General features: G+C 51.8%; 20 protein-coding genes. 16 read left to right on the forward strand and 4 right to left on the reverse strand.

The genetic code is table 11. The features are described from left to right. Nucleotides 1–416: 416 nt before the first annotated feature. Together umoA and N7387_RS12315 are read left to right on the forward strand one after the other, a co-directional pair. Nucleotides 417–851 carry a UmoA family flagellar biogenesis regulator gene (gene umoA, locus N7387_RS12310; protein ID WP_262859848.1) on the forward strand — a complete coding sequence of 145 codons (435 nt, stop codon included), beginning with the start codon at nt 417–419 and terminating at the stop codon, nt 849–851. A 102-nt stretch (nt 852–953) separates the two neighbouring features. Further along, nucleotides 954–1,718: a transferase gene (locus N7387_RS12315; RefSeq protein ID WP_279799268.1), complete on the forward strand. Its 765-nt coding sequence runs from the start codon at nt 954–956 to the stop codon at nt 1,716–1,718. On the opposite strand, the gene fdhD is transcribed toward N7387_RS12315, so the two are convergent. Beyond that, nucleotides 1,719–2,549 carry a formate dehydrogenase accessory sulfurtransferase FdhD gene (gene fdhD / locus N7387_RS12320; protein ID WP_262859846.1) on the reverse strand — a complete coding sequence of 277 codons (831 nt, stop codon included), beginning with the start codon at nt 2,547–2,549 and terminating at the stop codon, nt 1,719–1,721. 166 nt (nt 2,550–2,715) lie between these two features. Between fdhD and fdnG the strand changes: the two genes are divergently transcribed. From fdnG to N7387_RS12355, 7 genes are all read left to right on the forward strand, one after another. After that, complete coding sequence (gene fdnG / locus N7387_RS12325; RefSeq protein ID WP_262859845.1) at nt 2,716–5,763, forward strand: formate dehydrogenase-N subunit alpha; 3,048 nt, start codon at nt 2,716–2,718, stop codon at nt 5,761–5,763. 11 nt (nt 5,764–5,774) lie between these two features. Continuing rightward, nucleotides 5,775–6,716, forward strand: coding sequence for a formate dehydrogenase subunit beta (fdxH, locus tag N7387_RS12330; protein WP_025153666.1), 942 nt, complete (start codon nt 5,775–5,777; stop codon nt 6,714–6,716). Next, a complete protein-coding gene (gene fdoI, locus N7387_RS12335) occupies nt 6,716–7,366 on the forward strand; it encodes a formate dehydrogenase cytochrome b556 subunit (protein ID WP_004236693.1) in 651 nt (216 codons plus the stop codon). Before fdxH ends, fdoI begins: the two co-directional genes overlap by 1 nt. 140 nt (nt 7,367–7,506) lie before the next feature. After that, the gene (fdhE, locus tag N7387_RS12340; protein ID WP_025153665.1) at nt 7,507–8,433 is read left to right on the forward strand and encodes a formate dehydrogenase accessory protein FdhE; all 927 of its coding nucleotides are present in this window, start codon (nt 7,507–7,509) and stop codon (nt 8,431–8,433) included. Between the two features lie 20 nt (nt 8,434–8,453). Beyond that, nucleotides 8,454–9,836, forward strand: coding sequence for an L-seryl-tRNA(Sec) selenium transferase (gene selA / locus N7387_RS12345; protein ID WP_262862586.1), 1,383 nt, complete (start codon nt 8,454–8,456; stop codon nt 9,834–9,836). After that, nucleotides 9,833–11,695, forward strand: coding sequence for a selenocysteine-specific translation elongation factor (gene selB, locus N7387_RS12350; protein WP_262859843.1), 1,863 nt, complete (start codon nt 9,833–9,835; stop codon nt 11,693–11,695). Before selA ends, selB begins: the two co-directional genes overlap by 4 nt. Nucleotides 11,696–11,719: 24 nt before the next feature. Next, nucleotides 11,720–12,862 (forward strand): GT-D fold domain-containing glycosyltransferase, encoded by a 1,143-nt coding sequence (locus tag N7387_RS12355; RefSeq protein WP_279799274.1) that lies wholly within the window; start codon nt 11,720–11,722, stop codon nt 12,860–12,862. Nucleotides 12,863–12,937: 75 nt separating this feature from the next. On the opposite strand, the gene N7387_RS12360 is transcribed toward N7387_RS12355, so the two are convergent. After that, nucleotides 12,938–13,366: a TOBE domain-containing protein gene (locus tag N7387_RS12360; protein WP_262859841.1), complete on the reverse strand. Its 429-nt coding sequence runs from the start codon at nt 13,364–13,366 to the stop codon at nt 12,938–12,940. A 38-nt stretch (nt 13,367–13,404) separates the two neighbouring features. Next, nucleotides 13,405–14,064: a transcriptional regulator gene (locus N7387_RS12365; protein WP_279799276.1), complete on the reverse strand. Its 660-nt coding sequence runs from the start codon at nt 14,062–14,064 to the stop codon at nt 13,405–13,407. An 89-nt stretch (nt 14,065–14,153) separates the two neighbouring features. Between N7387_RS12365 and N7387_RS12370 the strand changes: the two genes are divergently transcribed. The 3 genes from N7387_RS12370 to N7387_RS12380 all read left to right on the forward strand — a co-directional run bounded on the left by N7387_RS12370 (nt 14,154) and on the right by N7387_RS12380 (nt 17,591). Then, a complete protein-coding gene (locus N7387_RS12370; RefSeq protein ID WP_004236683.1) occupies nt 14,154–15,557 on the forward strand; it encodes an MFS transporter in 1,404 nt (467 codons plus the stop codon). A 102-nt stretch (nt 15,558–15,659) separates the two neighbouring features. Next, on the forward strand, nt 15,660–16,619 hold the full coding sequence (accA, locus tag N7387_RS12375; RefSeq protein ID WP_279799279.1) for an acetyl-CoA carboxylase carboxyl transferase subunit alpha: 960 nt from the start codon (nt 15,660–15,662) through the stop codon (nt 16,617–16,619). Nucleotides 16,620–16,682: 63 nt separating this feature from the next. Continuing rightward, a complete protein-coding gene (locus N7387_RS12380; protein WP_262859838.1) occupies nt 16,683–17,591 on the forward strand; it encodes a LysR family transcriptional regulator in 909 nt (302 codons plus the stop codon). Here the strand turns inward: N7387_RS12380 and N7387_RS12385 are convergent. Beyond that, nucleotides 17,585–18,028: a DUF411 domain-containing protein gene (locus N7387_RS12385; protein WP_262859837.1), complete on the reverse strand. Its 444-nt coding sequence runs from the start codon at nt 18,026–18,028 to the stop codon at nt 17,585–17,587. The two genes, N7387_RS12380 and N7387_RS12385, sit on opposite strands and share 7 nt — an antisense overlap. A 121-nt stretch (nt 18,029–18,149) precedes the next feature. On the opposite strand from N7387_RS12385, the gene N7387_RS12390 reads away from it, so the two are divergent. The 4 genes from N7387_RS12390 to N7387_RS12405 all read left to right on the forward strand — a co-directional run bounded on the left by N7387_RS12390 (nt 18,150) and on the right by N7387_RS12405 (nt 21,965). Then, nucleotides 18,150–18,611, forward strand: a complete 462-nt coding sequence (locus tag N7387_RS12390) for a hypothetical protein (RefSeq protein ID WP_262859836.1) — start codon at nt 18,150–18,152, stop codon at nt 18,609–18,611. A 107-nt stretch (nt 18,612–18,718) separates the two neighbouring features. Continuing rightward, nucleotides 18,719–19,711, forward strand: a complete 993-nt coding sequence (gene tehA, locus N7387_RS12395) for a dicarboxylate transporter/tellurite-resistance protein TehA (protein ID WP_279799283.1) — start codon at nt 18,719–18,721, stop codon at nt 19,709–19,711. A gap of 310 nt (nt 19,712–20,021) precedes the next feature. Further along, nucleotides 20,022–21,422 carry a nucleobase:cation symporter-2 family protein gene (locus N7387_RS12400; RefSeq protein ID WP_123569609.1) on the forward strand — a complete coding sequence of 467 codons (1,401 nt, stop codon included), beginning with the start codon at nt 20,022–20,024 and terminating at the stop codon, nt 21,420–21,422. 276 nt (nt 21,423–21,698) lie between these two features. Then, nucleotides 21,699–21,965 (forward strand): hypothetical protein, encoded by a 267-nt coding sequence (locus tag N7387_RS12405; protein WP_279799288.1) that lies wholly within the window; start codon nt 21,699–21,701, stop codon nt 21,963–21,965. The last annotated feature ends 491 nt before the right edge of the window (nt 21,966–22,456 follow it).

The raw sequence follows: 22,456 nt of genomic DNA on the forward strand, positions 1-22,456 counted from the left end.
TGACCGGGTGAGTGAAATACCTTTTTCCGGTGTGATTGCCGGAAGACAAATAAACGATAAAGGAGAATGAATTTTCTGTAAATGAGAATTGTTATCGTTTATTTGCAATGAGAATAATTTGATTAGAATGCTAATTAAATAACGAATTAAAAAATCACTATTTTTTATTTTTTGTGACAGATTTATTTCAAATATAAGAGTGAAAATATGTGATGCACATTCAGAGTTTTTCTGTGCGGTAAATAACGTTACTAATTAATAAATATTATTAAAAGTGATGAGTTATTTTTTTCTTTTATTGATAAGGTGATTTTAAACGCAATAATAATGCGTTCAATTAACGGCTGTTATCGCATTTGATTTGGTATTTCTGTTTCATACTGTCCGGTGTTTTGAGCTGAACGGATAATCTGATAATGAAACAAATGCTGATATTTTTGTTGTTAACGGTGCTGACCTGCGGATCCGCATCGGCCACATGGCCGCAAATCGGGAGAAGTGATTTTTCTGAGCGTTATGAGGTGATGACCCTGACACCGGATATGCCGGTGCCCGGTGCGGCGGATAATGACCCGGCAACAAAAGGTCTGCGGCTGATCGGCCTGCGGCGTGACGGCAACGGGGAGTATTCTGAGGTCACCCGGCAGTTTTCTCCGGGAGCGACAAAACATATCCGCTATAAAGGACGGCAGTACCGGGTGGTCGGGGATGTTTACCGCGCGGATAATCTGTCAGATACCGGACGCTGGGATAAAGGGCAGTCCGTGGTGACGGAAGAGTATTATGAAATTCTGGATAAAGACGGAAAACGGACAGGAAAGGGATTTTATTTTTCGTCGCACCGCCGCTGATATGTAAGTATAAATAAGGCATCAGCAATAAAGGTTGTATTAAGTTTTTTGCCCGGAAAACCGGTAACATAGCGGCAATCACCCTGATTAGCGGAGAAGTACATGTCATCAGTCCGGATCCTCAGTGTCGCACAGTGTCATGAATCGTTGCTGAACAGCGCGGAAGCACTGGTTGCGGAACAATGGCCGTTGTTTATGTTAGCCAGTCCGGTTTCTGACCAGTACTGGGATACACTTTATCTTGAGGAAAATTTGCCTTTTCAGCAGGTTGCAGTTGTAACCATTGCCGGAGAGGAGCAGGTCGCCGGGCTTCTGAGTGCGATTCCGTTTTATTTTCCGGAAGATGCACCGCTGTCTGATCTGCCGGATGAGGGCTGGGATGCGGTGCTGACGCAGGGGGTAACCGATACCCGGAAACCGACATTTGTATCCGCTCTGTCGGTGACCGTTGACCCGGATTTTCGCGGGCGCGGTATCCCTGCTCAGCTTATCACCGCACTGAAAGCAGCCACTGCACAAGCCGGGCTGAAGGGCGTGGTGGTACCGGTACGCCCGACGCTCAAAGCACAATATCCGTTACAGGATTTTGCGGAATATTGTCAGTGGCAGACCCCGCAGGGTGAGCCGTTTGACCCGTGGATCCGCACACATGTCCGGCTGGGCGGGCAGATTATCAAACCGGCGATGCGTTCGATGGATATTACGTCATCCGTTGATAACTGGTCTGAATGGACCGGCATGGCCTTTCCGCACGCCGGTCAGTACATTGTGCCCGGGGCGCTGGTACCGGTTCAGGCCGATCCTGAAACAGACCGGGTCATTTACCATGAGCCGAACCTGTGGATATATCATCCGCTGGCTGAATAGTCAGGGGATCAGCCGTTCCGGGTGTGTATAGATGGTGGCCCGTCCTTTTTTACAGAACCCAACCAGCGTCAGGCGGCAGCGTTTGGCGGTTTCAATCGCCAGTGTGGTCGGGGCGGAAACCGCAAACAAAATTTCCGCGCCGCACTGTGCGCTTTTCTGCACCATCTCATAGCTGGCGCGGCTGGAGACCAGTACCGCGCCGTCTGTCCACTGTGCTTTTGCCCGCATACCGAGCAGTTTATCCAGCGCCACATGACGGCCCACATCCTCACAGCCCCCCAGCAATTCGCCCTGCGGGGAAATCCAGCCTGCGGCGTGGGTACAGCCGGTGAGTTTTCCGATTTCCTGTACCTGCGGCAGCTGGCTGAGTGCTTCATCAAGATGACTGAGTGAAAAGGTCTGTGTGAAGTCCAGCGGTGTGATCGGGCGGAAAATCTCGCTGATCTGCTCGGTACCGCAGATACCGCAGCCGGTGCGCCCGGCCATATTGCGGCGGCGCTCTTTCAGCCCGGCAAAACGGCGGGCGGATAATTCAACGTGGACTTCAAAGCCGCCGTGGCAGGCATCCGTAATATCAATCCCGCGGATTTCATCAGCGGATTCAATAATGCCTTCGGAAAGGGAAAAACCGACCGCAAAATCGCCGAGGTTTTTCGGGCTGGCCATCATCACCACATGGGAGATGCCGTTGTACACCAGAGCTACCGGGGTCTCTTCCGCGACCCAGTCATTTTCATTATGCCCGGGTTTACTTTTTTGTTGCACATTTGTGAGATGCGCACCGCGAATTAGGCAATTATGTAACGACTCTATGGAATAAATGTCATCCATCAGATGAATTCCTGCGCTTAATAATACATAATAATAGTATGGGTAAAAGTTTACACCATTCCACCAGGCAATGAACCTGATCGCACGCACCACTGTGCGGATAAAAAGAAAGTTCGCTGTGGTTTATCCTGCAGCGGCATAAGAGCAATGTAATAAGGAGATCTCCATGCAAGTCAGCAGAAGGCAGTTCTTTAAGATCTGCGCTGGCGGTATGGCGGGTACAACGGCAGCGGCTCTGGGGTTTGCCCCGGCGGTCGCCATTGCCGGTTCACGTCAGTATAAGCTGTTGCGTGCGCGTGAAACCCGTAATACCTGCACATACTGTTCCGTTGGCTGCGGGCTGTTAATGTACAGTCTGGGTGACGGGGCAAAAAACGCCAAAGAATCTGTTTTCCACATTGAAGGGGATCCGGATCATCCGGTAAACCGTGGCGCATTGTGTCCGAAAGGCGCAGGTCTGATTGATTTTATCCACAGCGAAAGCCGCCTTAAATACCCTGAAGTCCGCGAGCCGGGCACCAACGAGTGGAAACGTATCTCGTGGAATGAGGCGTTTGATCGTATCGCCCGCCTGGTCAAAGATGACCGCGACAGTAACTTTATTGAAAAAAACAGCGATGGCGTGACCGTCAACCGCTGGTTAACCACCGGGATGTTATGCGCGTCTGCCGCCAGTAACGAAACCGGCTTTGTCACCCAGAAATTTTCCCGCGCCCTCGGCATGCTTGCCGTGGATAACCAGGCGCGTGTCTGACACGGACCTACGGTAGCAAGTCTTGCTCCGACATTTGGTCGCGGTGCCATGACCAACCACTGGGTTGATATTAAAAATGCCAACCTTATTGTTGTGATGGGCGGAAACGCTGCGGAAGCTCACCCTGTCGGGTTCCGCTGGGCGATGGAAGCCAAAATCCATAACAATGCCAAACTGATCGTGATTGACCCGCGCTTTACCCGTACTGCGGCTGTGGCAGATTTCTACACGCCTATTCGTTCCGGTACCGATATTGCGTTCCTGTCAGGTGTCATTAAATACCTGATGGAAAATGAAAAAATTAACCGTGAATATGTTGAGGCGTACACCAACGCCAGCCTGATCGTGCGTGAAGATTACGCGTTCGATAATGGCTTGTTCAGCGGCTATGATGCGGAAAAACGTCAGTACGATAAAACCACCTGGAACTACGAGCTGGATGAAAATGGTTTCGCTAAACGCGACACCACATTGCAGCATCCGCGTTGTGTCTGGAATTTACTGAAAGAGCACGTCAGCCGCTATACCCCGGATGTGGTGACCAATATCTGCGGAACGCCGAAAGACGACTTCCTGAAAGTCTGTGAATATATCGGCGAAACCTGCGCGAAAGATAAAACCGCCTCATTCCTGTATGCACTGGGCTGGACACAGCATACGGTCGGCGCACAGAACATCCGTACCATGGCCATGATCCAGCTGCTGCTGGGTAACATGGGGATGCTGGGCGGCGGTGTGAACGCACTGCGCGGTCACTCTAATATTCAGGGCTTAACTGACCTGGGTCTGCTGTCACAGAGCCTGCCGGGCTACCTGACGCTGCCGTCTGACAAACAGACAACACTGGACAGTTATCTGGCTGCCAATACACCAAAACCAACGGTGCCGGGCCAGGTCAACTACTGGGGCAACTATCCTAAGTTCTTTGTCAGCCTGATGAAAACCTTCTACGGTGACAAAGCGCAGAAAGAGAATAACTGGGGCTTTGACTGGCTGCCGAAGTGGGACAAAGGTTACGACGTCCTGCGTTATTTCGACATGATGGATAAAGGGGAAGTGAATGGCTATATCTGCCAGGGCTTTAACCCGTTAGCCTCATTCCCGAACAAAAACAAAGTGGTGAAGGCGCTTTCAAAACTGAAGTTCCTGATCACCGTTGACCCGCTGAATACCGAAACATCGAACTTCTGGCAGAACCACGGCGAGATGAACGATGTGGATCCGTCTCAGATTCAGACAACGGTATTCCGTCTGCCATCCTGCTGTTTCGCGGAAGAGAACGGTTCTATCGTTAACTCTGCCCGCTGGTTACAGTGGCACTGGAAAGGTGCGGATGCCCCGGGCGAAGCTATCAGTGACGGCGAAATCCTCTCCGGTATTTTCCACCGTGTCCGTAAGCTGTATGAAGCGGAGGGCGGTAAGGTGCCGGAGCAGGTGCTGAACATGACCTGGAACTACTTCGACCGCGATAATCCGACCCCGGAAGAAGTCGCGCAGGAGAGTAACGGTCTGGCGCTGGTGGATCTGAAAGATGCTGACGGCAATGTGATTGTGAAGAAAGGCGAGCAGCTCACCTCCTTCGCACAGTTGCGTGATGATGGTACCACGGCAAGCGGATGCTGGATTTTCGCCGGCAGCTGGACACCACAGGGTAACCAGATGGCGCGCCGCGATAACGCTGACCCGACCGGGCTGGGTAACACCCTTGGCTGGGCGTGGGCATGGCCGCTGAACCGCCGTGTCATTTATAACCGTGCGTCTGCGGACCCGGCGGGTAAACCGTGGGATCCGAAACGCCAGATTCTGGAGTGGAACGGCAGCAAGTGGATCGGTATGGATGTGCCGGACTACAGCAACGCCGCGCCGGATTCGGATGTCGGGCCGTTTATCATGCAGCCGGAAGGGATGGGCCGCCTGTTTGCTATCGACAAGATGGCAGAAGGGCCGTTCCCTGAGCACTACGAGCCGATTGAAACCCCGCTCGGCACTAACCCGCTGCACCCGGATGTGGTCTCCAACCCGGCAGCCCGTATCTTTAAGGACGACTGGGCGCAGATGGGTAAAGCAGCAGAATTCCCGTATGTCGGTACAACGTACCGCCTGACGGAGCATTTCCACTACTGGACCAAACATGCACTGTTAAATGCCATTATTCAGCCGCAGCAGTTTATCGAAATTGGTGAGCGTCTTGCGAATGAGAAGGGGATTTCCCAGGGTGATACGGTAAAAGTCAGTTCCAAACGCGGCTATATCAAAGCCAAAGCAGTGGTGACCAAACGCATCCGGACACTGGATGTGAATGGTCAGAAAGTGGATACCATCGGTATTCCGATTCACTGGGGCTTTGAGGGTGTGGCGGTGAAAGGCTTTATCACCAATACACTGACACCGTTTGTCGGGGATGCGAACACCCAGACGCCTGAATTTAAAGCCTTCCTGGTTAATGTGGAAAAGGTGTAAGGAGATAAATTATGTCAATGCAATCACAGGACATTATTCGTCGCTCTGCCACCAATTCCCTGACCCCCGCACCTCAGGTGCGGGATTTTAAGGAAGAAGTGGCGAAGCTGATTGACGTGACCACCTGTATCGGCTGTAAAGCCTGTCAGGTGGCCTGTTCGGAGTGGAATGACATCCGTGACAAAATCGGTACCAACGTGGGGGTGTATGACAACCCGCAGGATTTGACCGCCAAGTCATGGACTGTCATGCGTTTCTCCGAAGTGGAAGAGAACGGCAAATTTGAGTGGCTGATCCGTAAAGACGGCTGTATGCACTGCGCGGACCCGGGCTGTCTGAAAGCCTGCCCGGCGGAAGGTGCGATTATTCAGTATGCCAACGGGATTGTCGACTTCCAGTCAGAGCACTGCATCGGCTGCGGTTACTGTATCGCGGGCTGTCCGTTTAATGTGCCGCGTATCAACGAAGAAGATAACCGCGCTTATAAATGCACACTGTGTGTTGACCGCGTGGACGTGGGTCAGGAACCGGCGTGTGTGAAAACCTGTCCGACAGGCGCGATTCATTTCGGCTCGAAAGAGGATATGAAAGCGCTGGCCGGTGATCGTGTGACTGAGCTGCAAAGCCGTGGTTATGCCAAAGCCGGTCTGTATGATCCGCAGGGTGTCGGCGGTACGCACGTGATGTATGTGCTGCACCACGCGGATAAGCCGCAGTTATATCACGGCCTGCCGGAGAACCCGGAAATCAGTGCCGCGGTGAAATTCTGGAAAGGTGCATGGAAACCACTGGCCGCAGTCGGCTTTGCGGCGACCTTTGCGGCGGCAATCTTCCATTACGTGGGTATCGGTCCGAACCGGGTATCAAAACGCGAGGAAGAAGAGGCCCTGAAAGATATTCAGGATGTTCCGGCAAAGACTGAGCAATCAGCAGGTCAGGAGGAGCAGAAATAATGCAACAGGATGATCGCGAAAAAATTATCCGCCACAAACCCATTGCGCGTATCAATCACTGGGCTGTGGTCATTTGTTTTCTGTTTACGGCCATCAGCGGGCTCGGGTTTTTCTTCCCGTCGCTTAACTGGTTTATGAACATTCTGGGTACCCCGCAGTTATCACGTCTGCTGCATCCGTTTACCGGTGTGGTGATGTTCTTACTGTTTGTGTTTATGTTTTTCCGTTACTTTAAACACAACTTTATCAACCGTGATGATATCGAGTGGGCGAAGCAGATCGGCAAAATCATGAAAAATGAGGAAGCCGGTGATGTCGGTCAGTATAACCTCGGTCAGAAAGGGGTGTACTGGGCAGCCAGTATCTGCCTGTTCCTGCTGTTGCTGAGCGGTATTGTTATCTGGCGTCCTTACTTTGCGGAGTATTTCTCCATTCCGGTGATCCGCATTGCGCTGCTGGTACACTCAATTTCTGCTATCGGGCTGATTATCACCATTATTGTTCACGCGTATGCGGCAATCTGGGTGAAAGGATCAGTGCGTGCGATGACGGAAGGCTGGGTAACGCGCGGCTGGGCGAAGAAACATCACCCGCGCTGGTACCGTCAGATTGTGGCAAAAGAGCGCGAAGAGGATAAAAAAGGTCAGTGACCGTTTTTAATCTTCTTGTGTGACTATTCAGAAGGCAGGGGTTTCCCCTGCCTTTTCGACATTTTAAGGCAGCCGGTTCATAATAGGGTTTTCGTTGCCGGACCGGCTTATCCTCTCCATATCAGAAGAAGAGCAAGATCATGAGTATCCGAATTGTATCCAAAGAAGAGCTGGGACAGGCTCAGAAAAATGAAAAAGGGATTGGCTTTATCCCGGCAGTGCTGTTTCCTAATCTGAAGAATCTGTATCAGCGCCGTGCCGAACGCTTTGATGAGCTGGCCAAAGATAACCCGTTTGCGGATTACCTGGAATTTGCGGCGGAAATCACCCGCGCCCAGCAGAAGGCCCTGTATGACAATCCGCTTGAAATGGATATGGATGCCCTGATGGCGGCGAATACACCGGGCAAAGCGTTGCTCGACTGCCGTACATTTCAGCGCACGGAACACTGGCGCAAACTGCTGAAAAGCATTATTGCTGAGCTGCTGCCGGTTGCGCCGGATCATGCCCGTCCGACCCTGGAAAACCTGGACAAAGCCTCTGAAAATGAGCTGGAAGACATGGCAACGGCGTTGTTTAATCAGGAATTTTCTGCTGTATCCCCGGATAAGTCCGTGTTTATCTGGGCAGCGTTATCCCTGTACTGGGCGCAGATGGCGTCGATGATCCCGGGCAAAGGCCGTGAAGAGCACGGCGAACACCGCCAGTTCTGCCCGGTCTGTGCAGCGATGCCGGTCTCCGGGGTGATCCAGATCGGCACTACACAGGGGCTGCGCTATCTGCACTGCGGATTATGTGAAACCGAATGGCATGTGGTCCGTATTAAGTGTACTAACTGCGAGCAGACCCGTGATCTGAATTACTGGTCACTGGAAAGTGAACAGGCGGCGGTGAAAGCAGAAAGCTGTGGTGATTGCGGCAGTTACCTGAAAATCCTGTCACAGGAAAAAGACGCGAAAGTGGATACCGTGGCAGATGACCTGGCAACCCTGATCCTGGATGCCCGGATGGAAGAAGAAGGTTTTGCCCGCAGCAGTATCAACCCGTTCCTGTTCCCGAACGAATAAGTCAGTGAAGTGAGTCCGCTATGAATGAACGTGCATTATACAGTCAGATACCTGCCATTGACGGGTTATTACATGAAACACCGGTTGCCGCACTGACAGAACAGTACGGACAGACCTGTATCGTCAGTATGCTGCGGGAGATGCAGGATGATGCACGTGACGCGATCCGTGAGCGGCAGCAGCTGCCGGACTGGCACGATTGCTGGGCGGATGAACTGTCCCGCCGTCTGGACAGCGAGCGGGAAGCACTGCGGCCGGTCATTAACCTGACCGGTACTGTGCTGCACACCAATCTCGGCCGGGCATTACAGGCGGAAACGGCTATTGAGGCGGTGACCAATGCCATGCGCTGGCCGGTCACGCTCGAATATTCCCTCGGTGATGCCGGGCGCGGTCACCGCGACAGCATTGTTGCGGAGCGCCTGTGTCAGCTGACCGGTGCGGAAGCGGCCTGTATCGTCAATAATAATGCGGCGGCAGTATTGCTGGTGCTGGCGACGATGGCGGCCGGGCGGGAAGTGATTGTTTCCCGTGGTGAACTGGTGGAAATCGGCGGTGCCTTCCGTGTGCCGGAAGTGATGAGTCAGGCGGGCTGCCGTCTGGTTGAGGTCGGCACCACGAACCGGACCCATCTGCATGATTATAAAAATGCCGTCAGTGAGCAGACCGCGCTGCTGATGAAGGTCCACACCAGCAATTATCATATTGAAGGTTTTACGGCGGAGGTCTCCGGGCAGGAACTGGCGGCACTCGGCCGGGAACTGACTATCCCGTCGGTGATTGATCTCGGCAGCGGTGCTCTGATTGATATGACGCAGTGGGGACTGCCGGAAGAGCCGATGCCGCAGCGCTATCTGGCGCAGGGCATTGATATTGTGACTTTCTCCGGCGATAAACTGCTCGGCGGGCCGCAGGCAGGGATTATTCTCGGCAAAAAAGCGTGGATTGAGGCGATACAGCGTCATCCGCTCAAACGTGCTCTGCGGGCAGATAAAATGACCCTGGCGGCGCTGGATGCCACGCTGCGTCTGTACCGCTGTCCGGAAAAGCTGGCACAGACACTGCCGTCACTGCGCCTGCTGACCCGGTCTGCTGACGATATTTATGATATGGCACAACGGCTTGTACCGAAAATTCAGGCATATTACGGTGATGAATGGGTGATCCGCGCAGAGCCCTGCTCCTCGCAGATTGGCAGCGGATCCCTGCCGGTGGAACGCCTGCCCGGCTGGGCAGTGACGTTTACCCCGCAAAACGGAAAAGGCAGCGCCTTAGCCACTCTGACGCACTCTCACCGTCAGCTGACCATTCCGGTGATCGGGCGGGTGAGTGACGGGCGTCTGTGGTGGGATCTGCGTTGCCTTGAAGATGAAAACCGACTTTTACAGGCACTGTTACCATGATTTTTGCTACAGCCGGCCATGTTGACCACGGAAAAACGGCACTTATTCAGGCTGTTACCGGTGTGGATACCACTCATCTGCCGGAAGAGAAAAAACGCGGAATGACCATCGACCTCGGCTACGCTTACTGGCCGCAGGAAGATGATACCGTGATCGGCTTTGTCGATGTGCCGGGCCATGAAAAGTTTCTCGGCAATATGCTGGCGGGTATCGGCGGGATCCGCCATATCCTGCTGATTATTGCCTGTGACGATGGGGTGATGGCACAAACCCGCGAGCATCTGGCAATTCTGCGTCTGGCAGGACGCCCGCAGATCTCGGTGGTGCTGACCAAAGCCGATCGCGTTCCGGCGGAGCGGGTTGAGGAAGTCCGGCAGCAAATCACAGAGCTGCTGTTATCTGACGGCTGGCCGGAAAGCCCGGTGTTTGTCACCTCATCCCATACCGGCGAAGGGCTGGATGCACTGCGGGCGCACCTGCGTCTGCACCATCAGCAGCAATCCTCAGACAGCCGGACAGAAAAACGTTTCCGGATGGCGATTGACCGTGTTTTCAGTGTCAAAGGGGCAGGGCTGGTGGTGACCGGTACCGCGCTTGCCGGGCGTGTCAGCACCGGCGACACATTATGGGTGACCGGCAGCGATAAATCTGTCCGTGTGCGCGGCATTCATGCCCAGAACCGTCAGCAGGAACAGGCTCAGGCCGGTGATCGCGTGGCGATCAATCTGAGCGGGGATGTCAGCAAAGAGACGGTTTCCCGCGGCGACTGGTTGCTGAGCGAAAAACCGGTGCAGTCCGCACACCGCATTCTGGCGGAAATTGAAACAGATGAAGGTCTGAAAAGCTGGCAGCCGGTGCATATTCACCACGGTGCCAGTCATATCACCGGGCGGGTCTCCCTCCTGAGTGAGGATAACATCCGTCCGCTGCTGGCGGAAATCACCCTTGATACCCCGCTCTGGCTGGCGGAAGAAGACCGGCTGATCCTGCGCGATATCAGTGCGCAGCGCACACTGGCGGGTGCCCGGGTACTGAATTTATCCTCTCCGCGACGCGGAAAACGTCGTCCGGAATTTCTGGCATGGTTATCAGAACGGGCAGCGGCACAGAATGATCGTGATGTTCTGCTGTGCGAACTGCCGCGCGGGGAGGTTTTTCTGCCGGTGTTTGCCTGGGCGCGGCAGCTGACAGCAGAAAAACTGACGGAATGTACCGCCGGGCTGAATCTGTTGATCAATGACGGTTATGCCCTTTCGGCACAACGGGTTGAAACGGCAAAAGCCATTCTGCTGGCCACCCTGGCGGATTATCATCAGTCACACAGCGATCAGATGGGCGTCGGCCGTGACCGGCTGAAACGGATGGCATTACCGGTGCTTTCTGATTCCATCGTATTTCCGGTTATTGCACAATTACTGAATGAAAAGCAGATTGTCAGAACCCGGGGCTGGCTCCATCTGCCGGGATTCGGTCTGGCCTTCGACCCGGCTCAGGGCACGCTCTGGCACAGTGCGGAACCACTGTTTCAGCAGGAACCGTGGTGGGTTCGTGATCTGGCCGTCAAACTCGGTATTGATGAAACAACTGCCCGTCAATTTCTGAAAAAAGCCGCACAGCTGGGTCATATTATGGCGATTGTGCCTGACCGCTATTATCACCGGTCACAAATCACGGAATTCGCGCAGGTTATCCGTGAATATAATCAGTCACATGAAGCAGGTATCGGTGCGGCACAATTCAGGGATAAATACGGCATGGGGCGTAAGCTGGCCGTACAGATTCTGGAGTTTTTTGACAGAACCGGTTTTACCCGCCGCAGAGGGGATAAACATATTTTGCGGGATGAGGGACTGTTTTAATTTTCGTCAAAAGGGATTTAAGGCATGAAAATTGATTTGGAAAATTTTGTCAGTGAATTTAATAAGGATAAATTTCCCAGCTATTATGTTAAAAATGCAAAAATATATAGCTGGGAGATCGCCTTTGTGGAGATTGAAACTGGGGCATTTAAAGTTGCACTCGATGTCGATTCAAGGGGAAATGTCTGGCTGGCATTCAGGGATTATGGCTCTCTGGATCTTTTTAAGAAAAGCCTTAAACATGATTTTGATTATAAAACATTAATTTATGATGGCCGGAATAAAAAATATGAATTCAGCCGGATCCCGCTGGATGAAACAGATACTGTCTCCATTGTCCGCGGGATAGCCAGGGATATTATCGGTTTTTATAATGACATCTCTGTTGATTTCTATGCCGTAAAACAGAATGAACTCAGCAAAAAGATTGAATCGCATTTATACCAGAGTCGGGTAGCGAAAGTACTGGATGATACGTACCATTTCTTCAGGGGAAAACGTTTATCCGTTCTGGAAACGATGAGATGGATGAAAGAAAATAAATGCGGGATCAGCCGGTTTGGTGATGGTGAGCTGATGCTGATGCTGGAACTCGGTATTTATTATCAGAGTTCGGATAAAAAACTGATGTATGAATTGCGGAGTATTTGTTCCGGAAAGCGTAATACACTTGTTTGTATGCCTGGTTATGGATCAGAAGTCAAATTCTGGCAGGATTTCTGGGTGAACTACTGGTTTATCTGTAAATTTTTTATTGATCAGCCGGTATACGGTGACTCGTTTGTCAGTCGTCCGGAGGGATTTTATCAGTGTGGTCAAGAACTGGCTGATGCTTGGATGGAACTATGGGAAGGAAAAAATGTTTGTATTGTGACGGGCAAAGATTCACGTCTGAATACCGAACACTACTTACTGTCTAATATAAAGAATAAAGATGTTATCTGGTCAAAAAACAAGAATGCTTATGACGATATCGACCAGTTAACTGAACAGTGCCTGATGAAAGAGAATATTGATCTGTTTTTAATTGCGTTAGGCCCTGCCGGTACCGTATTGTCTGCCAGACTGACAGATAAAGAAAAGATAGCATATGATATCGGACATCTGACGAACAGCTACGATACCGTCTTTTCCGGGGCAGCCGTACCGGAGCAGCTGCCTTTCTGATCATAAAACAGTTTGCTCACAAGATAATGCTGGTCAGTTAAGAAACTGACCAGCCTGTTATACGGCCTTCTGTCATCAGGCTTTAGTGGCTAAAATGACGCTGGAGGCTTTTATCAGTGCGACAATTTCATTACCTTCATGTAATTCCATTTCATCGCGGCTTTCATTGGTAATAACGGCTGTCAGCGGCAGACCTTTTTCGGTTCTCAGGTGAATTGTGCTGTTGACCGCACCATTGACCATTTTGCTGATTTTACCGCGGAACTGATTACGGGCGGAAAAACGCAGACCGCAATCCGGATTTGCCAGTACCACCCACGGTGCTTTAATAATCGCGACAGCGTCTTTCCCTTCGCGGATCCCTAATACGTCACAGCTCTCTTTGGTGATGACGGTTGTCAGAATTTCACCATGCTCAAGTGTTAATTCCACTTCATTATTAACAGCACCGGCAACAATGCGGGAGACTTTACCGGTGAGCTGGTTACGTGCGGAAATTTTCATTGTGTGACCTCTTTCCTTTTAGTGATTAACTGAAATGGTTAATCTTCCTGTTGTATCACACGATATACGCAGCGGCGAGAATCCGTGAGTAAATATTCGACCCGTTCCACACTTGCATTTAAAACTGTCTGAAAGAGTTCCAGCTCGGCGCGGCAGAATCCCTGACACATGCGGGCAGCGGAGCAGATAGGGCAGTGGTTTTCAATAATCAGCCAGCTTCCTTCCGGTTCTTTTTCCCACTGCGCCATATAGCCTTCCTCTGTGCGGATGGCAACGAGGCGGATAATGCGTTCTTCCAGGGTTGCTGCGCCCTGAAGTTTATCAAAATAGTCGCGGCGGGCTTCGTTTTCACGGGCGGTAATAATTTTGCCGATAGCATCCTCGCCGAGTTCGCGGCGGATAGTGGTCAGGATTTTGACGGTCAGCTCCGCATGACTGTCAGGAAAGCGTTTATTGCCCAGCGCGGTCAGATGCCAGCGCTGCACCGGACGACCAACCCCCCGGCATTCGGAATGTGCCTCAACCATGCCGTCCCGGGCCAGTTTGGTAAACTGCTGACGGGCGGCTTCCCCGGTGGTGCCCAGATGCTCCCCGGCTTCGGATGCCTGCATCGGGCCATGCTTTTTCAGAAGAATAAGCAATTTTTCGCCGACCGATTGTGCGGAACTGAGGTTGCTTTCCAGGTTAGTTCTTGACATATTCTCGTGCCCGGTATTTATTTATCCAAGTTAATTCTTGTTTAATTTATCGTATTCAGCAAAGTATCACAAGACTAAAGGATGGTTCTATGTTGCCTGATGACAGCCGCTGGCGTGATCTCTTCTCAGGGAAAAACGCTGCGATTTCAATCGCTCTCTCGTTCGGTGTTGTTATTCACGCCGTTAATATCTTAATGGCGACCACCATTTTGCCATCCGTTGTTGCTGATATCGGCGGCCTGAATCTGTATGCCTGGAATACCACACTGTTTGTGGCGGCATCCATTATCGGTTCTGTACTCTCCGCCCGGCTGCTTGCCGTATACGGTGCCCGTATCGCCTATCTTATCTCGGTGGTGGCCTTTTTCGCCGGCAGCCTGGCCTGTGCGCTGGCACCCCGGATGGAAATTATGCTGCTGGGGCGTACCATTCAGGGCTTCGGCGGCGGTGTTATGTTCGCATTGTCTTATGCCATGATCAATTTAGTGTATGTGCCGGCACTGTGGCCGAGAGCCATGGCGCTGATTTCCGGGATGTGGGGTGTTGCCACATTAGTCGGTCCGGCAGTCGGGGGTATTTTTGCCCAGTTAAACGCCTGGCGTTTTGCTTTTGGTGTGATGTTGCCGCTGATGGTTATTTATGGGCTCTTTTTGCTTACAATTATGCCGAAAAAGCAGAAAGATGACGGCACCCGGCCGCGCCTTCCTCTGATCCAGCTGACATTACTGACTGCCGCTGTGCTGGTGGTCTCTGCGGGGAGCCTCAGCCCGGATGTATTCCTGAATGTGGGCGGTGTGGTGGTCTCGCTGCTGTTACTGATTGTGCTCGCGCTGATTGAGCAGCGCAGCCGCATCCGGTTACTGCCGGAAAATACCTTTCGGCGCGGCAGTCATCATGCGGCGCTGTATATCACCATCTCTCTGCTGGCGATCGGCATGACCTGTGAAGTGTTCGTGCCGTACTTCCTGCAGCGCCTGCACGGGCAGTCGCCGCTGGCATCCGGTTATATGAGTGCGCTGATGGCGCTGGGCTGGACTGTCAGCGAGATCATCAGTGCCGGATGGAAAGGGGCGAAAATGCGCGCCAGTATTCTGCTCGGGCCGGTTTTTGTGCTGGCGGGGCTGGTTCTGCTGGCACTGACGCTCTCTGTACCGTCTGCCGGTACATGGGGCATTATGTCGCCGATCCTGCTGGGGTTATCGCTGGTCGGATTCGGGATCGGGTTCGGCTGGCCGCATCTGCTGACCCGGATTTTACAGGTGGCTGCGCCTGCGGATAAAGAAATCGCCGCTGCCTCCATCACCACCGTGCAGCTTTTTGCCACAGCACTGGGTGCGGCGCTGGCGGGAATGATTGTTAACGTCAATGGTTTTAATGACGGCACATTGACGGGTGTGATGTCTTCAGCCTACTGGCTGATGATGTTACTGGCGATTGCGCCGCTGATTGCGATTTTCACCGCCCGGCGCTGTGCGGCTATTTCTTACGGCTGATTATCCCGTTTCTGATAATAGTGTATGCCGGAATGAGGACTGTATCCCGTTCCGGCGTTTTTTTACACTGACCGGATGTTTTCTGTCAGGGTAATGTCTGTTATGTCTCAGTATCATCTCGAATTTGAAAGGCCAATCATTGAGCTGGAAGAAAAAATCGCCGCATTGCAGTCATTTAAAGAGCGCAGCAGCGATTTGGGGTTTGATCCGGATGATGAAATTGCCTGTCTGCGGAAAAAATGCGAAAAACTGACCCAATCGATTTATGCAGACCTCGGTGCATGGGAGATTGTCCGGCTGGCCCGTCACCCGCTGCGGCCCTATACCCTGGATTATATCAGTCTTATTTTTACGGATTTTCAGGCGCTTGCCGGTGATCGCGCCTTTGCGGATGATAAGGCGATTGTCGGCGGACTGGCGCGTCTTGAAGGCCGTCCGGTGATGGTTATCGGTCATCAGAAAGGGCGGGATACCAAAGAAAAGTTACTGCGCAATTTCGGGATGCCGTCACCGGAGGGCTACCGTAAGGCGCTGCGCCTGATGAAAATGGCCGAACGTTTTCATATGCCGGTGCTGATGTTTATTGATTCCGCCGGTGCCTATCCCGGCGTGGGTGCGGAAGAGCGCGGACAGGCGGAGGCGATTGCCCGTAACCTGCTTGAGCTGTCACGGCTGAAAACGCCGGTGATCTGCTCCATCACCGGCGAAGGCTGTTCCGGCGGGGCGCTGGGGATCGGTGTCGGCGATCGCATCAATATGCTGCAATACAGTACTTATGCGGCGATTTCGCCGGAAGGGTGCGCCTCTATTCTGTGGAAAAGTGCGGATAAAGCGCCGCAGGCTGCCGAAACCATGGGGATGACCGCCCCGCGCCTGAAAGCACTGGGTATTATCGATACCATTATTCCTGAACCGGCAGGCGGTGCTCACCGCAACTATCAGCAGGCAGCGGATAATCTGCGTGAGCAGCTGTTGCAGGATCTGGCGGCGTTATCCGCCTTACCGGAAGACGAATTACTGGCGCTGCGCTATCAGAAATTAATGTCTTTCGGCTATTGCTGAGGACAGATTAACCTGTTTGTGATAACAATAGGGATGAATATCTCTCACAACGGGGACGCTGTCATGGCGGTCGATCTGAATTTGCTGCCGGTTTTTCTGGCAGTGGCGGAACAGGGCAGTTTTACCGGTGCTGCCACCCGGCTGGGAATGCCGTCGTCTAATGTCAGCCGGGCTATCAGACAGCTGGAAACCCAGACAGGATGCCGCCTGATCGAACGGACAACCCGGCGTATGCGCCTGACGGCACAGGGGCAGCAGTTGTATCAGTGCGCCGGAAAAACGGACGCCATGCTGCGGGAAACCTTTTCACAGATCCGCAATGACGATGTGCTGACCGGCTGTTTCCGGCTGACGGTACCCGGTGAAGGCTGCGGGGAAATGCTGGCACCGGTGCTGGCCCGGTTTGCCGCGCTGCATCCGGATTTGCAGATCCGGTGTGACACCCGGCTGACTCCGGCGGATATTATCAGTGATGATATCGATCTGCTGCTGACCTATCAGCGCGGAGAGATGGCAGACAGCAGTTATCACAGCCGTCTGATTCAGTCATGGTCATGTGTGGTGGTGGCTGCGCCCTCATTACTGGCGCGGACCGGTATCCCGGTTTCTGCCGCTGAGCTGACCCGGCTGCCCTGTATTTCCAGCCTGAGTGCCCTGAACGGTCAGCCGTGGGTTTTCCGTAAACCGGACGGCGGGTGGCTGACTGTGCGCATTAACAGCCGCTACCAGGTTAACGGTGCGGCACTGGCAGCGGCAGCAGCCGTTGAAGGGCTGGGTTTTGCGATTTTAACAGGGCATTTGTGTCAGCAGGCATTTCGTGACGGCACATTGCAGGCTGTCCGGCTGAATGAAGAACCGGCCCCCATTGAGCTGAGAGCCGTCTATGCCAGCCGTCGTGAGGTTTCACCGGTTATCGACAAATTCCTGCATTTTCTTGAATGTTCGCTGCGGGATCAGGCTACTAATCAGTAGCTGCGGAATACGGTCTGTTTTCCGTCCGCATCATAGGCGATCACATCATACGGCTCTTTCATATCCTTATATTCCATGCCGAGGCTGCCGACCGGCATCCCCGGAACAGAAATCCCTTTGGCACTTTCCGGCAGTGTATTAATGGCATCCAGGCTGTCCGCCGGGACGTGACCAATCACATATTTGCCGTTCAGCGTGGCGAGATGGCAGCTCATCAGGTTCGGGGTGGCTCCGGAACTGAGCATCATTTTCTCCAGCTGTGCCTGCGGAATAACATTGGTTTCCACATCATAACCGGCTTTTTCCACCCCTTCCGCCCACTGGCCGCAGCAACCGCAGGTCGGGGATTTATACACAGTGACGGTTCCTTTTGCCGCCATGGCACCGGCAGATAATGTGGTTAATAATAAAGATAACGCCCAAACGGATTTTTTCATCGGTATTCCCTGTAATGAGTTGGATAATAATGATGAGATTAATGGTTTACCTTAGGGGAAGGTCAATACAGGGGAACGTATAGTTATGCGGAGAAGTGTAAAGGTTTAAACGGAGGTCATAATGGTAACGCACCTGACATTACAGATAACAGCAACAGAAACCCGGATTTTTTCTGCGGAGGCTGATGTGCGGCTTCCGCTCGGCGACAGTGTGATTGACGGATTTGTTTTCCGGCACTCGCCGGTGACCGCTTATGAAGCGGAAGTAGCGATCGAACATATTGAAAACCGGATTATCCCGGCGCGGGCCACACTACCAGCCGGAGAGCTCATTTTGCATTGCCCGGATCCGCGGCTAAACTATCTACTGACTGGTGATGAAGCGGATTTCTTATCCACTGAGGAAATAGAACGCGCGTTTAATGAGATCGTGAATGTCATCAGCGGCAGCCCGGTATCATCAACATCACTCCCTTCCGACAAACAATTCACGGCGTTTTTACTGATTATCCGTGAGATCACCCATCACTGGGGACTGGCAGGTCTGGTGCCGGGAACAGCCGGAAAAAATGATGTGATATAACATGCATGCAAAATGACTCTTATCAAAATAAATTATAAAATTTGTATTATTATTTAGTTCCCGGGGTTACTGCTCCGGCGATTGTATGATGACAGAGCTGAACAGATATGAGCATTGCACTGATAAATAAGATTAAATCCGTTTCTTCCCGGTTTTCAGCCGGGTATTTCGGCATGGTTCTGGGGCTGATCGGCACCGGGATGGCATGGCGTTACGCAGCGGCGGAGCAGGGCTATCCGGCAATCATCGGTGAGGTGATTATTGGTGCCGGTTGTGCGGTCTGGCTGGTGCTGATCACACTGTTTATTATCCGCAGTCTCTGTTTCCCGGAAAAAATGACCGACGAGTTCCGTCATCCGGTCGCCAGCGGGTTTTCCAGCTTGTTACCGGCGACCATCGTACTGGTAGCGATGGGGCTGACACCCTACTTACCGCTGTTTTCCACCGGATTATTCGCCCTTGGTGCCGTAGCGCAACTCTCTTATGCCGCGTGGCTGGTCGGCTCCCAGTGGAAAGGAGAGTACCCGAAAGCGGCGACCACCCCGGTGCTCTATCTGCCGACTGTCGCTAATAATTTTATCTGTGCCATGGCATGTGGTGCGCTCGGGTTTACTGACCTTGGTATTCTCTTCTTCGGCGCCGGGGTTTTCTCCTGGCTGAGCCTGGAGCCGGCGATTCTGAAACGGATCCGCAGTGACGGGCTGATGGATGAAAAATCGCGCCTCTCTTTCGGTATTCAGCTGGCACCGGCGCTGGTGGCATGCAGCGCCTATCTGGCGGTAAATCAGAATCACATTGATTTCTTTGCCAAAATGCTGCTCGGTTACGGGTTACTGCAACTGGTGTTTATGATCCGGCTGATCCCCTGGTTTACCCGGCAGGCATTTACCTTATCATTCTGGAGTTTTTCATTCGGCGTATCAGCACTGGCAAAATCTTCTCTGAATATCAGCATGTCTTCAGATAATGAATTTATTCACCTGCTGGCATTCACTCTGTTTATCTTTTCCAACGCCTTTATCTTGTTGCTGGTGGTGAATTCGCTGCGTCTGCTGGTCAGAAAGCAAATCACCCGCGCCCGTATCCGCGAAGAAAATTAATATTCAGTCGCCGGTTATCAATTTGATTATTTATTAATCATTATTCTCATAATGATATCTGCACTGAAAATCACCGGCATCATGATGTCATCAGTACGAATAGCGAACAATTTCACAAAGTGATCAAAAACGCCGTTATTAATCACATTTTATAACCCTTTTCCCCGCTAATACGTCCTCCTGGTGTGGTTATTGCTTTATCTGTTGATACAGATTGCATAACAGCCGTCTGTTCTCCACAAGAGTCCTAAATAAAACAGATAGTTATTAACAGAGTCAGATAGTCAAATTCACGTACAGGAGAGAAGAGATGTCTGATCAACAAAACACAGCATCTGATCTTATTTACCAGCTCGAAGATAAGCCCCCGTTTTTACAGGCAATTATTGGTGCCGTGACCCATCTGCTGGCCATTTTTGTCCCGATGGTCACACCGGCGCTGATTGTCGGTACTGCCTTACAGTTATCGCCTGAGACCAATGCGTATCTTGTTTCCATGGCCATGATTGCCTCCGGTGTCGGCACCTGGCTGCAGGTAAACCGCTACGGCATGGTCGGTTCGGGGTTATTATCGATTCAGTCCGTTAACTTTTCATTTGTGACAGTGATGATTGCCATCGGAACCAGCATGCGGGCTGATGGTGTTGATGAAGAACTGTTACTGTCCACTATCTTCGGTATCTCGTTTGCCGGTGCATTCTTAGTTGTGGGATCGTCTTTTATCCTGCCCTATCTGCGCCGTGTCATCACCCCGACTGTCAGCGGCATTGTGGTTCTGATGATCGGGCTGAGCCTGATAAAAGTCGGGATTATCGATTTCGGCGGCGGCTTCTCCGCCAAGTCCTCCGGTACCTTCGGTGATTATCAGAATATCGGTGTCGGGTTACTGGTTCTGCTGGTTGTTATCGGGTTTAACTGCTGCAAAAGCCCGCTGCTGCGCATGGGCGGGATCGCGATCGGGCTGATTGTCGGTTATATCTGTGCCCTGTTCCTGGGGATGGTGGATTTCAGTCAGATGAGCAAAGCCGCGTTTATCACGATCCCGGTGCCGTTCAAATACGGTTTCTCGTTTAACTTCGCCCACTTCCTGGTGGTTGCTATTATCTATCTGCTCAGTGTACTGGAGGCAGTCGGTGACCTGACGGCAACCGCGCTGGTGTCCGGGCAGAAAATTCAGGGGCCGGAATTTCAGTCCCGTCTGAAAGGCGGGGTAATGGCGGATGGTCTGGTCTCTGTGGCGGCTTCCGCGATGAGTTCTCTGCCGCTGACCACTTTTGCCCAGAACAACGGGGTTATTCAGATGACCGGGGTGGCTTCCCGGCATGTCGGAAAAATCATTGCGGTTATCCTGGTGATCCTGGGGCTGTTTCCGGGGATCGGCTGGTTCTTTACGACGATTCCGGCACCGGTGCTGGGGGGCGCGATGACACTGATGTTCTCCATGATCGCCATTGCCGGGATCCGCATTATTTTGTCAAACGGTCTGCGCCGCCGCGAAACCCTGATTGTGGCGACCTCACTGGGCCTGGGGTTGGGTGTCTCTTATGACCCGGCGGTTTTCCACGTCCTGCCGACATCCCTTTATGCGCTGGCAGAAAACCCGATCTGTATGGGCGGCGTGACAGCTATTATTTTGAACCTGATTATCCCGATCAGTAAGGAAAAAGAACCGGATGATATTGAAGAATCTGTGAGGGAAGAGGAAGTTTAATCAGCACGGCCTGACAGCCCGCTTATCTCCGCGGGCTGTCAGTATGCGGACTTACCGGTGACTGAGTGCCGGATTAGTGTATTTCTCCGGTAACCCCTGTCTCCCGGAAAGAGCTAAAAAAGCGGTTTAATGATATGTCATACCTGATTTTAACGAGGTTCTAACCTGCCCGCACTTTGCGCAAAATACCGATACACTCCGATACATGCGAACCGGAAATATTAATATCTATACAAACAGGGTGCAACGGTCGATTTTCTTTTTTGGGTAACCCCCATGCCGGAACCAACGTTACTATATATATTTCCGGCTAATTATCCCTCCATTTATGCCTGGCTTGATATAAAACGAGAACAGTATGGTAAAGATGATTTTAACAACGATTACTTGTTTGAAAAGGAAGGGCTTGCAGAAGTTCAACCCAATACACCGCTTCTGAAAATGGTGTTATATAAAATTAATTCTGATTTGACTGAAATACTGGTTACGGAGAAAACTCAGTTATATAACAGTGTGCAAAAGACAGAAATTTTCTGCTGCTGAGTATTCCGAACCGGGATTACGGGCAATATCGCCTGAGAGTGACTGTATTGGGTGACTGGCCGGAGTTAAACAAAGATGGGTTTACGTATTTTATAACAATAAAAACGTCCTTCACCAAATGAGTTGTTAATACTTATTAAAATTTAATGTCTGTATTTGTTGCTGTGCAATCCACACTCTTATTTGTTTGTCTATGAGCTTTGGTATTGTGCAATTTCCAATATAAAAATAGTCGGGTATACCTAAATCACGTTTTCATCCCCAAGGTGTACACCCGGGAATGCAATGCTCTGAGTGTAAAAAAGCCGATGGATACAGAGCATCAGCCGGCTTATGGATTTGTACTGAGTTACTGTGAAGCGTTACCATAAGAAAGTTGTTTAATGGGTTTGTGCAGAAAGAACATTGAGCTTTCCCTCCCCATACCTATTAAGGCGGGAAAGCCGGGAAAGTGGGAAACAAAATAACCCACCTTCATTGTAAAGTTAATT

The sequence above is a fragment of the Morganella sp. GD04133 genome (assembly GCF_029835375.1).
GTDB lineage: Bacteria > Pseudomonadota > Gammaproteobacteria > Enterobacterales > Enterobacteriaceae > Morganella > Morganella morganii_B.

Bases quoted from the DNA above. Each gene is read 5' to 3' on its own strand.
- N7387_RS12390 (WP_262859836.1), top strand. From the start codon at position 18,150: ATGGTAACGCACCTGACATTACAGATAACAGCAACAGAAACCCGGATT.
- N7387_RS12400 (WP_123569609.1), top strand. From the start codon at position 20,022: ATGTCTGATCAACAAAACACAGCATCTGATCTTATTTACCAGCTCGAA.
- N7387_RS12370 (WP_004236683.1), top strand. From the start codon at position 14,154: ATGTTGCCTGATGACAGCCGCTGGCGTGATCTCTTCTCAGGGAAAAAC.
- accA (WP_279799279.1), top strand. From the start codon at position 15,660: ATGTCTCAGTATCATCTCGAATTTGAAAGGCCAATCATTGAGCTGGAA.
- selA (WP_262862586.1), top strand. From the start codon at position 8,454: ATGAATGAACGTGCATTATACAGTCAGATACCTGCCATTGACGGGTTA.
- N7387_RS12365 (WP_279799276.1), bottom strand. From the start codon at position 14,064: ATGTCAAGAACTAACCTGGAAAGCAACCTCAGTTCCGCACAATCGGTC.
- tehA (WP_279799283.1), top strand. From the start codon at position 18,719: ATGAGCATTGCACTGATAAATAAGATTAAATCCGTTTCTTCCCGGTTT.
- fdhD (WP_262859846.1), bottom strand. From the start codon at position 2,549: ATGGATGACATTTATTCCATAGAGTCGTTACATAATTGCCTAATTCGC.
- fdoI (WP_004236693.1), top strand. From the start codon at position 6,716: ATGCAACAGGATGATCGCGAAAAAATTATCCGCCACAAACCCATTGCG.
- N7387_RS12315 (WP_279799268.1), top strand. From the start codon at position 954: ATGTCATCAGTCCGGATCCTCAGTGTCGCACAGTGTCATGAATCGTTG.
- N7387_RS12405 (WP_279799288.1), top strand. From the start codon at position 21,699: ATGCCGGAACCAACGTTACTATATATATTTCCGGCTAATTATCCCTCC.
- umoA (WP_262859848.1), top strand. From the start codon at position 417: ATGAAACAAATGCTGATATTTTTGTTGTTAACGGTGCTGACCTGCGGA.
- selB (WP_262859843.1), top strand. From the start codon at position 9,833: ATGATTTTTGCTACAGCCGGCCATGTTGACCACGGAAAAACGGCACTT.
- N7387_RS12385 (WP_262859837.1), bottom strand. From the start codon at position 18,028: ATGAAAAAATCCGTTTGGGCGTTATCTTTATTATTAACCACATTATCT.
- N7387_RS12355 (WP_279799274.1), top strand. From the start codon at position 11,720: ATGAAAATTGATTTGGAAAATTTTGTCAGTGAATTTAATAAGGATAAA.
- fdhE (WP_025153665.1), top strand. From the start codon at position 7,507: ATGAGTATCCGAATTGTATCCAAAGAAGAGCTGGGACAGGCTCAGAAA.
- N7387_RS12380 (WP_262859838.1), top strand. From the start codon at position 16,683: ATGGCGGTCGATCTGAATTTGCTGCCGGTTTTTCTGGCAGTGGCGGAA.
- N7387_RS12360 (WP_262859841.1), bottom strand. From the start codon at position 13,366: ATGAAAATTTCCGCACGTAACCAGCTCACCGGTAAAGTCTCCCGCATT.
- fdxH (WP_025153666.1), top strand. From the start codon at position 5,775: ATGTCAATGCAATCACAGGACATTATTCGTCGCTCTGCCACCAATTCC.